This is a genomic window from Nocardiopsis alkaliphila YIM 80379, assembly GCF_000341005.1.
Classification (GTDB): domain Bacteria; phylum Actinomycetota; class Actinomycetes; order Streptosporangiales; family Streptosporangiaceae; genus Nocardiopsis; species Nocardiopsis alkaliphila.
In genome coordinates this window covers 1-12,182 of the sequence record NZ_ANBD01000093.1, presented here as the reverse complement: position 1 = coordinate 12,182, position 12,182 = coordinate 1, and the positions used below count along the sequence as shown (strand labels likewise).

Genomic DNA, 12,182 nt, shown 5'->3' with positions numbered 1-12,182 from the left:
GGAGCGCTACCACAAGGCCTTGTCCAAGGCTTTCACGAAGGGTTGTCTGGGAGGTGACACGACCAGACCGGCGAGAGGGCACACGATGTCCCACCACAAGACCATCCCCCCGACCANGCCCCCCGCCGATCGGCTCCCCCGCGGCCCGTCACGTCTTCGCCCTCACCCGGATCTCGCTCGGTTGGATCTTCCTTTGGGCGTTCTTCGACAAGCTGTTGGGACTGGGGTTCGCCACCCCCGCCGAGGCGGCCTGGGTCAACGGTGGTAGCCCCACCGAGGGTTTCCTCACCCACGCGGTGAGCGGTCCCTTCGCCGGAGCGTTCAACTCGATCGCCGGGACCTTCTGGGTGGACCCACTGTTCATGATGGGTCTGTTGGGCATCGGCGCGGCTCTGATGCTGGGAATCGGTGAGCGGATCGCGGCGGCCTCGGGCGCATCGATGATGATCCTGATGTGGGCGGCGGTGCTGCCCTTGGACAACAATCCCTTCATGGACGACCACATCGTCTACGCGCTGGTGCTGGTCGGCTTGGCCCTGGTGCGGTCGGCCGACACACTCGGTCTCGGACGGTGGTGGGGCTCCACCGTCCTGGTCCGAAGGGCCCCGCTCCTGCGGTGAGTGTCGGGGGCCCAGGGGTGCGTGTGCGCGACACGCACCCCTTCTTCGTGTCCGGGGCTCCCGCCGGAGTCCATGTCCGTGAGGGGCTCAGCCTCCCTGGACCACGCCTTCGGGGTCGCGGGTCGGGTGGGGGCGCGCGGTGAGCCTGGTCTCGTGGCCCGCGGGTTCGGCAACGATGCGGGAGGAGGAGGGCGGCGCGGTGGTGGTGGAGCCACGCACGACCAGTTCGGGATCGAAGACGTATTCGGCGTGTGAGACGGGGTGCCCGGCGATCTCATCGCACAGAGCACGCGCGGCCGCCATGGCCATGGCGTTGATCGGCTGGCGCACGGTGGTCAGGGGCGGATCGGTGAAGGCGATGAGCTGGGAATCGTCGTAACCCACCACGGAGAAGTCCTGGGGGACGCGCAGACCACGTTGGCGGGCGGCGCGGATGGCGCCCAAGGCCATGATGTCGGATCCGCACACCATGGCGGTGACACCGCGTTCGATGAGGCGGAGCGCGGCGGCGTGCCCGCCCTCGACCCCGAACAGGGAGAGTTCGACGAGGCCGTCACCGTCCAGTCCGTGTTCGGCCAGGGCCTGGTGGTACCCCTCCAACTTGCGGCGGACCGGCACGTAGCGCTCGGGACCGCTGGTGAAACCGATGCGGGTGTGTCCCAGGGCGGCCAGGTGGTTGACGGCCAGGCGTCCGGCCTCTCGATCGTCGGCGGAGATGAAGGCCGCGGGGATGGCGTCCGAGTACCCGTTCACCAGAACGATCGGCAGCCGCCGGGAGACGAGGGCGTGGTAGCGCTCGTGGGAGGCCGTGGTGTCGGCGTGTCTACCCGAGACGAACAGGATCCCGGAGACGTTGCGTTCCAACAGGAGCTCGACGTACTCGTCCTCCGTTATCCCCCCGGGGGTCTGGGTGCACAGCACCGGGGTGTAACCGCGTTGGGCGAGCGCGCCCTCGGCCGCCTGGGCGAACATCGGGAAGACGGGGTTGTCGAGTTCGGGGATGACCATGCCGACCAGACCGGCGGAACGTTGCCGTAACCGGGCGGGACGCTCGTAACCGAGTACGTCGAGGGCGGTCAGAACGGCCTTACGGGTGTCGCCGCCGACACCGGGCTTGTCATTGAGCACCCGCGAGACGGTGGCCTCGCTGACGCCTGCGTGCCGTGCGATGTCGGCAAGTCGTGGACCCATGGAGGCAACTCTAGTCGAGATCGTAGTCACATAATAGAAAGTTGACGGTAATCTTGCGCAAGAACTTGCAGTAACAACCGGGAAGGACCTCGCTGATGCAGCATGAGGCGCGTTGGTGGCGTGAGGCCGCCATCTACCAGATCTACGTGCGCAGCTTCGCCGATTCCAACGGTGACGGGGAGGGCGACCTGGCGGGCATCCGCGAACGTCTGCCCCATCTCGTCGAACTGGGCGTCGACGCGATCTGGTTGACTCCGTTCTACGTCTCTCCCTTGGCCGATGGCGGTTACGACGTCGCCGACTACCGCGACGTGGACCCGCGTTTCGGCACCCTCGACGACTTCGACGCCCTGCTCAAGGACGCCCACGAGCAGGGCATCCGGATGATCATCGACGTGGTCCCCAACCACTCCTCCTCCGAGCACGCGTGGTTCCGTGAGGCCGTGGCCGCCGAACCGGGCGACCCGGCGCGTGCGCGCTACATCTTCCGGGACGGCAAGGGCCCCAACGGCGAGGAGCCGCCCAACAACTGGAAGTCGATCTTCGGCGGTCCGGCCTGGACCCGCCTCACCCGCCCCGATGGCACCCCCGAGCAGTGGTACCTGCACCTGTTCGACCCCGGCCAGCCCGACTTCGACTGGTCCCACCAAGAGGTACACGACGAGTTCGACGACGTGCTGCGTTTCTGGCTGGACCGTGGGGTGGACGGCTTCCGGATCGACGTCGCGCACGGCATGGTCAAGGACCCGGCCCTGCCCGACATCGATCCCGACGCCAAGGCCGACATGCTCGACGGCAGCACCTCCCTGCCCTACTTCGACCAGGACGGGGTGCACGAGATCTACCGTCGCTGGTCGCGGATCGCCTCCTCCTACGAGGGCGATCGCGCCTTGGTGGCGGAGGCATGGGTGGAGGACGCCGATCGGATCGCGCGCTACCTGCGTCCGGACGAACTGCACCAGGCGTTCAACTTCGAGTACCTGACCGCGCCCTGGGACGCCGCGCGCCTACGCGAGGTCATCGACCGCTCCCTGGCCTCCAACGGTGCCGTGGGCGCGACCACCACGTGGGTGCTGTCCAACCACGACGTCGTCCGGCACGTGACCCGCTTCGGTGATGGTGAGCAGGGGCTGCGTCGGGCGCGTGCGGCCACGCTGCTCATGCTGGCACTGCCCGGTTCGGTGTACCTGTACCAGGGCGAGGAGCTGGGTCTTCCCGAGGTCACCGACCTGCCGGAGGAGGCCCTGCAGGACCCCAACTGGGAGCGTTCGGGCCACACCGACCGTGGCCGGGACGGCTGCCGGGTCCCGCTCCCGTGGGAGGGCGAGGTCGCTCCGTACGGGTTCGGACCCGAGGGCACCAAGCCGTGGCTGCCGGTCCCCGAGAAGTGGGCCGGGCTCTCCCGTGCCGCCCAGCGGGGTGTGGAGGGTTCCACCCTGGAGTTGTACACCACGGCTCTGCGGCTGCGTCGAGAGCTGGACGCCCTGGGCGACGGCTCCATGACCTGGCTGGACTCACCCGAAGGGGTCCTGTACTTCGAGCGTGAGCCGAACGTGCGGGTGGCGGTGAACATGACCGAGACCCCGGTGGAGCTCGCCGCCTCCGGTGAGGTGCTGGTCTCCAGCGGCCCGGGCGTCGAGGTCACCGACGGCACGTTGACGCTTCCCGCCGAGAGCGCGACCTGGCTGCGCGTATGAGGCACTTCTGACACGGTGTCGGGCGATCGAGGTCTCCCTCGTGACCGCCCGGCACCCTCCCCCTTCCCTTTCCACGGTGTGGCCCTGCGTTCTTCCTGCGGGGCCGACCCTCGTTTCCCCTTCGTGCGGGGTACTCCCCGCCCGTCTTCCCCACGGGCCCCGCTGTCACCTTTGGAGCACACTTTGAGGACTCCCCTCCTTTCCCTGTGCGCCGGCACGCTGGCCCTGACCCTGGTCGCGTGTTCGGGCGCGGACGAGACCGATGACTACTCGTCCATCCCGCTGACGATCTGGGCCGATGAGGACCGAGCACGGGCCATGCGCACCTTCGCGGAGGCCTTCGCCCGCGACGTCAACCAGCAGGTGGAGGTGATCGTGGTCGAGCACGAGGAACTGCGCGCCAGCTTCCTGAGTTCGCACGCCACCGGCCTGGGCCCGGACCTGCTGGTGGGCCCTCACGACTGGACCGGCGAACTCGCCGCCGCCGAGGCGATCGTTCCAGTGGGACTGGACTCCTCCCACAGCGACCTGTTCTCACCGGGTGCGCTGGAGGCGGTCAGCTTCAACGGTGACGTGTACGGGGTGCCCTACGCCACCGAGAACCTGGGGTTGTTCCGCAACACGGACCTGGTTCCGCAGGCACCGACCTCGATCGAGGAGATGGTGGAGGCCGGTGAGGACCTGGTGGAGGCCGGAGCGGTCGACCAGGCCCTGAGTCTGCAGGTCGGTACGGAGGGCGACGCCTACCACATCCACCCGTTCTTCACCTCGGCCGGCGGTTACCTGTTCGGACAGGACGAGGCGGGAGACCCCGACCCCACCGATCTGGGGGTGGCCGCCCCGGAGTCGATCGCCGCCTTCGAACGGTTGGCCTCACTCGGAGAGAACGGTTCGGGGGTACTCGACCGTGACACCGATTCCACCAACGCCACCGACCTGTTCGCCTCGGGGGCGGCTCCGTTCCTGGTCAGTGGCCCGTGGAGCGTCTCTACGGTGAAGGAGAACGATGTCGCCTTCGAAGTGGACCCGGTACCGGGCTTCGCCGAGGCGGGCCCGGCCCGTTCGTTGATCGGTGTGCAGGCGTTCTTCGTGGCCTCGGGGGCCGGTGACCCGGAGTTGGCGCGGGACCTGGCGCAGTCCTTCCTCGCCGACCCCGAGCTGTCGGTCATCCTGTACGAGGCCGACCCGCGCGTGCCCGCCTTGGACGAGGCATTGGAGATGGTCTCGGGCCAAGACCCGCATCTGGAGGCCTTCCAGAAGGCCGGGGAGGGTGGTCTGCCCATGCCGGCGATTCCGGAGATGGAGGCCGTGTGGAGTCCGTTCTCGCAGGCCACGGCGGACATCATCGGTGGTGCCGATCCGGCGGAGGCGCTGACCGAGGCCGAGCGTTTGATCCTGGAGGGTTTCGCCTCCTGAGGACGCCGCTCTCCCACCGTGCGCAAGCAGACGCGCACGTGGAGTGAATCATCACCCGCCTGTTTCCAGGGTGTTTCCACATCTTTATCCACAGCCTTTGCAAAGACTTTCATGTATTGCAAGTTATTGCTAACGTCACATCATCAAGCATGCCCGCAACGGACCCGGACCCTCCGGTGAACCGCATGCAGGACCTTCTACAGTCCTCCCGGAAGGAAGACACCATGAGATCCCGAAGCGCGTCAGCGATCGCCGGTATCGCCGCGATCGCCCTGATGGCGACCGCGTGTGGCAGCGACGGAGATGGCGACGGCGGTGCCGAGGGCTCCGCCGAAGGCACCTTGGTCATCTGGTCCGACCCCGAGCGCGCCGACGCCATCCAGAGCGCCGCCGCCGAGTTCGCCGAAGCCAACGGCATCGAGGTCGACGTCCAGAACGTCTCCTTCGACGACATCCAGGGCGACGTGGTCAACGCCCACCAGGCGGGCAACGCACCCGACATCTTCATCGGTGCCCACGACTGGACCGGCAACCTCATGCGCAACGGCACGGTCCAGCCGGTCGAGCTGCCCACCGACCGGGAGGCCGCGCTCGACGAGACCGCCCTGGAGGCCATGACCCTGGAGGGTCAGCTCCTGGGCGTCCCGTACACGCAGGAGAACATCTTCCTCATGCGTAACACCGAGATGGCTCCGGACGCTCCGGAGACCTTCGAGGAACTCGTCGAGATCGGCACCGATCTCAAGGACGAGGGTGAAGCCGGTGAGGTCCTGGCCATGGCGGTCGGCCAAGAGGGCGACCCCTACCGGATGAACGCCCTGATGACCTCGGCCGGCGGCTACCTGTTCGGACAGGACGAGAACGGTGACTGGGACCCCGAGGACCTGGGCATCGGCTCCGACGAGACCATCGAGGCCATGGAGAAGATCGCCGAGTACGGCGAAGAGGGCGAAGGGGTCTTGCGCCGCTCCATCGACCTGGAGAACGAGGCCTCCCTGTTCTTCGACGGTGAGGCACCGTTCTTCATCGCCGGTCCCTGGAACATCGGTGACGCCAACGCATCCGACATCGACTACGAGATCAGCGCCATCCCCGGTTTCGAGGGAATGGAGCCCGCCAGCCCCTACATCGGCTACCAGGGCTTCTTCGTGACCGAGGGCAGTGCCAACAGCGCCTTGGCCGAGGAGTTCGTGGTCAACTACGTCACCGACTCCGACTTCATCCAGTCGCTGTACGAGGCCGACCCGCGCACCCCGGTGCAGACCGAGGCCCTGGAGGCCGTCTCCGCCGAGGACCCCAACATCGCGGTGATGGCCGAGACCGGTGAGAACGGCATGCCGATGCCCAACATCCCGGAGATGGGCGAGACCTGGGAACCACTGGGCGTGGCCCAGGCCCAGGTCATCGGTGGCGCGGACCCCCGTGAGGCCATGGAGACCGCTCACGAGACCGTCGCCGAGCGGATCGGTCGGTAACGGTGACGGCCGACCGCCCTGGTACCGCGGGCGCCCCTGTCCAGGGGGCGCCCGCGGGCCGCAAACGCCCCGGCCCGTCCTCGGGGAGCCCACTCGGCGGCCAGATCATCAAGATCCTCCTGTTGGGCCTGTTCACCGCCCTGGGCGTGTGGGCGGTCCTGCCGCTGTACCTGGCGGGCGTGTGGTGGGGGATCGTCCTGGTCGTGGCCGTGGTGGCTCTCGTCTACTGGGTCTACCTCTCCAAACGCACCGTCCCGGCCAAGTACCTGGTGCCGGGTGTGCTGTTCCTGATGGCCTTCCAGATCTTCCCGGTGCTCTACACGATGAGCACCTCGCTCACCAACATGAGCGACGGACACCGAGGAACCAAGGAGCAGGCGATCGCCTCCATCGAGGCCTACTCGGTGGTGCGCGACGCCGACTCCCGAGAATTCACCCTCACCGTGGCCGTCAACGGCGAACCCGAGACCGGTGAACTGGTCTTTTTGCTCACCGATTCCGAGGGCAACGCCTACGCGGGCACCGAGGAGGGATTGACCGACCTCGTGGGCGCCCAGGTGGACGAGTCGGGGAAGGTCACCGACACCCTCGGATACACGGTCCTGAGCCCCACCCAGGTGAACGCGCGCAGCGACGAACTGCAACGGTTCGCGGTCCCCACCGACGATGGCGCCGGTATCCGCTCCAGCGGTCTGTCCAGCGCCTTCGAGGGCAGCGCCGTGCGGGTCTACGACCAAACGTGCGACTGCGTCGAGGACACCGAGACCGGGATCGTCTACCACGCCGACGACGAGCGCGGCGCCTTCTACGACGAGGACGACCGGCGCCTCCCCCAGGGGTGGCAGGTCGGGGTGGGGCTGGACAACTTCCTCCGGTTCCTGTTCAACCCGACCTTCGCGTCCTCCTTCTTCGGCACCCTGGTGTGGAACATCGCCTTCGCCGCTTCGGTCACCTTCCTGGTGTTCGTGGTGGGCCTGGCCGTGGCCCTGACCCTGCACGTGCCGAAGATGCGCGGCAAGGTGGTCTACCGAATCCTGGTGGTCCTGCCCTACGCCATGAGTTCGTTGGCCATGTACCTGCTGTGGCGGGACATGTTCAACGCCGACTTCGGCCTGTTCAACCGGATGTTGGGGTTGCAGGTGGACTGGCTGGGCGACGTGTGGGCGGCGCGGATCGCGGTGATCCTGGCCAACGTCTGGTTGGGCTATCCGTACATGTTCTTGGTCGCCACGGGGGCCCTACAGGCCATCCCACGCGAACTGGGACAGGCCGCGCAGCTGGACGGGGCGGGCCCCTGGCAGGCCTTCCGGCACGTCACGTTGCCGTTGCTGATGGTCGCGATGACCCCGATCCTCATCTCCACGTTCGCCTTCAACTTCAACAACTTCAACGCGGTGTGGTTGATCACCAGGGGTGGGCCGTTCGGCTCGGAGGGCACCACCGCGGGTGGCGCCACCGACCTGCTCATCACCTACACGTACCGGCTGGCGTTCAGCGAGGCCACCGCCCAGTACGGGTACGCGGCGGCGCTGTCGGTGATGATCTTCCTGATCGTCTCGGTGATGTCGGTGGTCAGCCTGAGCCGGACCAAGGCCCTGCAGGAGGTGGAGCGATGAGCACCCCCGACGTCGCCGTCGGGCCCGTGTACCGACGTACCGCGGGCAAGCGGTTCACCCTGTGGGCCGGTCGGCTCGGCTGGCGTCACGCCGTGATGCTGGTGGTCGTCACGTTCGCGGTCTTCCCGGTGCTGTTCGTGGTCTCGGCCGCGATCAACCCGGTGGGTACGCTGAGCAGTTCCCAACTGTGGCCGACCGGCGCGAGCCTGAGCAACGCCCAGGACCTGTTCCGCAATACCCCGTTCGGCACCTGGTACGCCAACTCGCTGTTCTTCGCGATCACCAACGCGACGGTGACGGTCCTGCTGTCCGCGTTGGCGGCCTACGCCTTCAGCCGGATGCGCTTCAAGGGCCGTCGCGTGGGACTGATCGGGCTACTGGTGATCCAGATGTTCCCGCAGTTCTTGGCGATCGTGGCCATCTACCTGATGTTCTCCAACATCGGTGAGCTCTACCCGGCGATCGGTTTCGACACCCGTTGGGGTCTGCTGCTGGTGTACCTGGGGGGAGCGCTCAGCATCAACACGTGGTTGATGAAGGGGTTCTTCGACACGGTGCCCAAGGAGCTGGACGAGTCGGCTCAGATGGATGGTGCCACGCACGCCCAGGTGTTCGTCCGGATCATGCTGCCGCTGGTGACCCCGGTACTGGCGATCGTGGCCCTGCTGGTGTTCATCAACACCATCAACGAGTTCCTGCTGGCCAGTGTGTTCCTGCGGGACAGCGGCTCCCAGACCTTGGGGCTGGGGCTGTACCAACTCGTGGATTCCCAGCGCAACACCAACTTCGGAATGTTCGCGGTGGGCGCCATCATGCTGTCCCTGCCCACCCTGGCGGTGTTCTGGTTCCTTCAGCGCTACATCAGTGAGGGCCTGACCTCCGGAGCGGTCAAGGGTTAGGGGCGTTCTCGGTCGACTCGACGCTCGTGCCGACCGACGCGCGCGACAGGTGACGGTGCGAGGTCCGAACGGGCCAAGGACAGGGTCTGGTCCGGGACCGGGTCGAGGGCGGTGGGGTGAGGCCCCACCGCCCTTCGCCGTTGGATCCTGCTCGGTGCACCACGGGTTCAGGCGTCCGGGCGCCGTCAGGCCCTGTTCCTCGAAACCCGTGGGGCGCCGTGGAGGGGATCGCCGGTGTCGTTCTGGACGCCGCCCCGTAGCAGGCCCACCCCGACCGCCATGGCACGAACAGGACACAAGGGAAAGGGGCGTTCCCAGCCTTGGGAACACCCCTTCTTCATCGCCCGCCGGCCTCGGCCGGCCACGATTACTTCTTCTTCTTGTCCTCGGAACCGCCACCATCGGTGGACAGGGCGGAGATGAAGGCCTCCTGGGGCACCTCGACCCGACCGACCATCTTCATCCGCTTCTTGCCCTCCTTCTGCTTCTCCAGCAGCTTGCGCTTACGGCTGATGTCACCGCCGTAGCACTTGGCGAGCACGTCCTTGCGGATGGCTCGGATGTTCTCGCGGGCGATGACACGGGCACCGATCGCGGCCTGGACGGGCACCTCGAACTGCTGCCGCGGAATGAGCTCGCGCAGCTTCTTGGTCATCTCCACGCCATAGGCGTAGGCCTTCTCGCGGTGGACGATCGCGGAAAAGGCGTCCACGGCCTCACCTTGAAGAAGGATGTCGACCTTGACCAGGTCGGCGTTCTGCTCACCGATGGGCTCGTAGTCCAGGGAGGCGTACCCCTTGGTGCGGGACTTGAGCGCGTCGAAGAAGTCGAAGACGATCTCGGCCATGGGCAAGGTGTAGCGCATCTCCACCCGGTCCTCGGACAGGTAGTCCATGCCCTGGAGCTCACCACGGCGGTCCTGGCACAGTTCCATGATCTGACCGATGTGGTCGGAAGGGCTGAGCAGGGTGGCCTTGACCATCGGCTCGTAGATGGAGTCGATCTTGCCCTCGGGAAACTCGCTCGGGTTGGTCACCACGTGCTCGGCCCCGTCCTCCATCTCCACCCGGTAGATGACGTTGGGGGCGGTGGAGATCAGGTCGAGGTTGAACTCGCGTTCCAAACGGGCCCGGGTGATCTCCAGGTGGAGCAGGCCGAGGAAACCACAACGGAACCCGAAACCCAAGGCGGCGGAGGTCTCCGGCTCGAAGCTGAGGGCGGCGTCGTTGAGCTGGAGTTTGTCCAGGGCATCGCGCAGGACCGGATAATCGGTGCCCTCGATCGGGTACAGGCCCGAGAACACCATGGGCTTGGGTTCTTGGTACCCGGCCAGCATCTGCTCGGCCGGCCGGGACAGGGAGGTGATGGTGTCACCGACCTTGGACTGACGCACGTCCTTCACACCGGTGATGATGTAGCCGACCTCACCGACGCCCAACCCGTCGCACTTGGTGGGTTCGGGCGCGCTGACCCCGATCTCCAGGATCTCGTGGGAGGCCTTGGTGGACATCATCTGGATGCGCTCACGCGGACTGAGTCGGCCGTCCATGACCCGTACGTAGGTGACCACACCACGGTAGGTGTCGTAGACCGAGTCGAAGATCATCGCGCGGGCCGGGGCGTCGGCGTCACCCACCGGCGCCGGGATCTGGTTGACGATCTCGTTGAGGAGCTCCTCGACCCCCTCACCGGTCTTGGCGCTGACCTTGAGCACGTCGGAGGGCTCACAACCGATGATCCCGGCGATCTCCTCGGCGTACTTCTCGGGCTGGGCCGCGGGAAGGTCGATCTTGTTGAGGACCGGGATGATCTGTAGATCGTTCTCCAGCGCCATGTACAGATTGGCGAGGGTCTGTGCCTCGATCCCCTGCGCGGCGTCGACCAGCAGGATCGCGCCCTCGCAGGCGGCCAGCGAACGCGACACCTCGTAGGTGAAGTCGACGTGGCCGGGAGTGTCGATGAGATCGAGCGTGTAGGTCTTGTCGTCCAAGGCGGTGAAGGGGATGCGCACCGCCTGCGACTTGATGGTGATGCCGCGCTCGCGCTCGATGTCCATGCGGTCCAGGTACTGGGCGCGCATCTGACGGTCCTCGACGACGCCGGTGATCTGAAGCATCCGGTCGGCCAGCGTCGACTTGCCATGGTCGATGTGCGCGATGATGCAGAAGTTGCGAATCAGCGCGGGATCGGTCCAGTTCGGCTGTGCCACCGTGCTCCGTTCAACAGGGTTGGTTCCATCTCGTGCGCGCCGGTGGGGCGCCGCCCCACCATGGCCTCGGGCGCACGGCATCCTTCATCATCCCACGGCACCGGCACCGCCCTCACCGGGTATTCGCCCTCGGGGTAGGGCAGTATGGGCGCGGGTTCGCGGATGTCGATCCCAGGTTATGCGAACCGGCGGCGGGCCCGGGCCCGCTGGAGACGAGAGCGGGTGGCGTGCGGGTGATGTGGTTTTTGAGACGACTGGTCGCCGGAGTCGCCGCGGTCTTGGTGCTGGTGGTGGCCGCGGGCGCCCTGTTGAGTTTCCAGTACTCGGGCACGCCACAGGATCGGGCGGCCTCTCAGGACGCGGACGCGGCCTGGGTGGGCTCGTGGGAGGACACCACGACCCTGGCGGAGCTCTTGGACACCGGGTCGGTGAACACCCTGTACGTTCACACGGGCGACGTGGCCACGGACGGGACCGTGGCCCGGGTCGAGGGCACCGATGAACTGTTGTCGTGGCTCGACTCCGCCTATCCCCAGGTGCGGCCCCTGGCCTGGCTCCGGCACGTGGAGTCCGGGTCGTCTCTGCTGCGGGACCGGTTCCCCGCCCCGGCCCGCCAGAAGCTGGCGCCCGAGGTCGCCGAGATCGGCGCGGACGGTTTCGCCGGGGTGCACCTGGAGATCCGTCCGGTGACCGTGAACGACCCCTCGATCCCCACCCTGATGGAAATGGTCCGTGATGAGCTGGGTGAGGATCCGGTGTTGTCGGTACAGGCCCAGCACGTGGAGCTGATCCCCGGGGGCCGGGTGGCCTCCTTCGTCACCGGTGGGGAGGAGAAGTACTGGTCCAAGGGGTATCTGGACCGGGTGACCGAGCACGCGGACGAGGTCGTGCTCCCAGGTGTGGACGCGAACATGCCCACCGAGGGGATGTACGGGGGCTTCATGGTGCGCCAGGTGAGCGAGGCGGTGGCGGCGATCGGTTCCCGTCAGGACCTGATCCTGCGGTTCGGTGTGCCCACCTACGACGGCCCGGAGTGGGGTCCCGTTCGGGACAACGAGA

The 12,182-nt window shown here is 67.0% G+C and carries 9 protein-coding genes; 7 read left to right on the top strand and 2 right to left on the bottom strand.

Annotated elements, in window-relative coordinates:
• Positions 1-53 precede the first annotated feature (53 nt).
• The gene (locus D472_RS0113945; protein WP_017605103.1) at positions 54-620 is read left to right on the top strand and encodes a hypothetical protein; all 567 of its coding nucleotides are present in this window, start codon (positions 54-56) and stop codon (positions 618-620) included.
• 87 nt (positions 621-707) lie between these two features.
• Here the strand turns inward: D472_RS0113945 and D472_RS0113940 are convergent, their stop codons facing one another.
• Positions 708-1,811 carry a LacI family DNA-binding transcriptional regulator gene (locus D472_RS0113940; RefSeq protein ID WP_017605102.1) on the bottom strand — a complete coding sequence of 368 codons (1,104 nt, stop codon included), beginning with the start codon at positions 1,809-1,811 and terminating at the stop codon, positions 708-710.
• Between the two features lie 95 nt (positions 1,812-1,906).
• Between D472_RS0113940 and D472_RS0113935 the strand changes: the two genes are divergently transcribed.
• From D472_RS0113935 to D472_RS0113915, 5 genes are all read left to right on the top strand, one after another.
• Positions 1,907-3,508 (top strand): glycoside hydrolase family 13 protein, encoded by a 1,602-nt coding sequence (locus tag D472_RS0113935; RefSeq protein WP_017605101.1) that lies wholly within the window; start codon positions 1,907-1,909, stop codon positions 3,506-3,508.
• 183 nt (positions 3,509-3,691) lie between these two features.
• On the top strand, positions 3,692-4,924 hold the full coding sequence (locus tag D472_RS0113930; RefSeq protein ID WP_017605100.1) for a sugar ABC transporter substrate-binding protein: 1,233 nt from the start codon (positions 3,692-3,694) through the stop codon (positions 4,922-4,924).
• A 224-nt stretch (positions 4,925-5,148) separates the two neighbouring features.
• On the top strand, positions 5,149-6,399 hold the full coding sequence (locus D472_RS0113925; protein WP_026117678.1) for a sugar ABC transporter substrate-binding protein: 1,251 nt from the start codon (positions 5,149-5,151) through the stop codon (positions 6,397-6,399).
• A gap of 2 nt (positions 6,400-6,401) precedes the next feature.
• Positions 6,402-8,015 (top strand): ABC transporter permease subunit, encoded by a 1,614-nt coding sequence (locus D472_RS0113920; protein WP_017605098.1) that lies wholly within the window; start codon positions 6,402-6,404, stop codon positions 8,013-8,015.
• Positions 8,012-8,914 (top strand): sugar ABC transporter permease, encoded by a 903-nt coding sequence (locus D472_RS0113915; RefSeq protein ID WP_017605097.1) that lies wholly within the window; start codon positions 8,012-8,014, stop codon positions 8,912-8,914. The genes D472_RS0113920 and D472_RS0113915 overlap by 4 nt, the downstream gene beginning before the upstream one ends.
• Positions 8,915-9,281: 367 nt before the next feature.
• Here the strand turns inward: D472_RS0113915 and lepA are convergent, their stop codons facing one another.
• On the bottom strand, positions 9,282-11,123 hold the full coding sequence (lepA, locus tag D472_RS0113905; RefSeq protein ID WP_017605095.1) for a translation elongation factor 4: 1,842 nt from the start codon (positions 11,121-11,123) through the stop codon (positions 9,282-9,284).
• 236 nt (positions 11,124-11,359) lie between these two features.
• Here lepA and D472_RS0113900 point away from each other — a divergent pair.
• Positions 11,360-12,182: hypothetical protein (locus tag D472_RS0113900; RefSeq protein ID WP_026117677.1), on the top strand; the 823-nt coding region annotated here is incomplete at its 3' end.

What these genes read in the sequence shown, in the direction of transcription:
- D472_RS0113940 (WP_017605102.1), bottom strand. Translation starts at nt 1,811, where the DNA reads ATGGGTCCACGACTTGCCGACATCGCACGGCACGCAGGCGTCAGCGAG.
- D472_RS0113935 (WP_017605101.1), top strand. Translation starts at nt 1,907, where the DNA reads ATGCAGCATGAGGCGCGTTGGTGGCGTGAGGCCGCCATCTACCAGATC.
- D472_RS0113925 (WP_026117678.1), top strand. Translation starts at nt 5,149, where the DNA reads ATGAGATCCCGAAGCGCGTCAGCGATCGCCGGTATCGCCGCGATCGCC.
- D472_RS0113915 (WP_017605097.1), top strand. Translation starts at nt 8,012, where the DNA reads ATGAGCACCCCCGACGTCGCCGTCGGGCCCGTGTACCGACGTACCGCG.